Raw genomic sequence first — 1,839 nt, 5'->3', positions numbered from 1 at the left:
AATACCCTTAAATGTGGGAGCGGGCTTGCCCGCGAAGAGGCCCGCAGGTCCGCCATATAGTCTGAACGGTTGGCAAGCCCGCCCTCGCCACGGATAATGCCCAGTTTTTCCACCTGCGCATCGCGCGCCGCCGCTTGCGGTCGAAAGAGAACACCATGAAAGACACCATTCGCCAGCTGATCCAACAAGCCCTCACCCAACTCGTCCACGAAGGTGTGTTGCCTGAAGGCCTGTCGCCGGCGATCCAGGTGGAGAACACCCGCGACAAGACCCATGGCGACTTCGCCAGCAACATCGCGATGATGCTGTCCAAGCCGGCCGGCATGAAGCCGCGTGACCTGGCAGAAAAAATCATCGCAGCCCTGCCGGCTGACGCCAGTGTCACCAAGGCCGAAATCGCCGGCCCAGGCTTTATCAACTTCTTCCAGAACACCCAGGCCCTGGCGTCACGCCTGGATGCCGCCCTGGCCGATGCGCGCATCGGTGCACGCAAGGCCGGCGACAGCCAGCGCGTGGTCATCGACCTGTCGGCACCGAACCTGGCCAAGGAAATGCACGTGGGCCACCTGCGCTCCACTATCATTGGCGATGGCGTGGCACGGGTGCTGGAATTCCTCGGCGACACCGTGATCCGCCAGAACCACGTGGGCGACTGGGGTACCCAGTTCGGCATGCTGATGGCCTATCTGCAGGAAAACCCGATCACCAGCAACGAGCTGGCCGACCTGGAAAATTTCTACCGTGCTGCCAAAAAGCGTTTCGATGAATCCGAAGAGTTCGCTGACCGCGCCCGCGGCCTGGTGGTCAAGCTGCAAGCCGGCGACGAAGAATGCCTGGCGCTGTGGAACCGCTTCCGTGAAATTTCCCTGTCTCATTGCCAGGAAATCTACGAGCTGCTCAATGTGAAACTGACCATGGCCGACGTGATGGGCGAAAGCGCCTACAACGACGACCTGATCAACGTGGTCAACGACCTCAAGGCCAAGGGCCTGCTGGTCGAAAGCAACGGCGCCCAGTGCGTGTTCCTCGAAGAATTCAAGACCGCCGACGGCGAGCCGCTGCCGGTGATCATCGTCAAGGCCGATGGCGGCTACCTCTACGCCACCACTGACCTGGCCGCCGTGCGTTACCGCAGTGGCGTGCTCAAGGCTGACCGTGCGCTGTACTTCGTCGACCAGCGCCAGGCCCTGCACTTCCAGCAGGTGTTCGAAGTGGCGCGTCGCGCCGGTTTCGTCACCCACCCGATGCACATGGAGCACATGGGCTTTGGCACCATGAACGGCGCCGATGGCCGCCCCTTCAAGACCCGCGACGGCGGCACCGTGAAGCTGATCGACCTGCTGACCGAAGCCCAGGAACGTGCCTACAACCTGGTGAAGGAAAAGAACCCGGAGCTGGCCGAGGCCGACCTGCGCAACATCGCCCGCGTGGTGGGCATTGGCGCGGTGAAATACGCCGATCTGTCCAAGCACCGCACCAGCGACTACAGCTTCAACTTCGACCTGATGCTCAACTTCGAAGGCAACACCGCGCCGTACCTGCTGTACGCCTACACTCGCGTGGCCGGGGTATTCCGCAAGCTGGGCAAGGACTTCAGCGAAGTCGAAGGCCAGATCGCGCTGGACGCCGCCCACGAACAGGAACTGGCGGCCAAGCTCGCGCAATTTGGCGAGGTGCTCAACAGCGTTGGCGAAAAAGGCACGCCGCACATCCTGTGCACCTATTTGTACGAAGTGGCCGGCCTGTTCTCCAGTTTCTACGAGAACTGCCCGATCCTGACCGCCGACGACGAAGCCCAGAAACAAAGTCGCCTGCGCCTTGCCGCATTGGCTGGACGCA

1 protein-coding gene is annotated in these 1,839 nt (G+C 61.9%); it reads left to right on the top strand.

Going from position 1 to position 1,839, the window contains the following annotated elements; all coding sequences use genetic code 11:
• Positions 1-155: 155 nt before the first annotated feature.
• Positions 156-1,839: arginine--tRNA ligase (gene argS, locus BKD70_RS22160; RefSeq protein WP_070415403.1), on the top strand; the 1,684-nt coding region annotated here is incomplete at its 3' end.

This window comes from Pseudomonas sp. BS-2016, from assembly GCF_001806145.1.
GTDB classification, from domain to species: Bacteria; Pseudomonadota; Gammaproteobacteria; order Pseudomonadales; family Pseudomonadaceae; genus Aquipseudomonas; species Aquipseudomonas lundensis.
The sequence above is the reverse complement of the archived record's forward strand: the minus strand, read 5'-3'. Positions and strand labels throughout refer to the sequence as shown.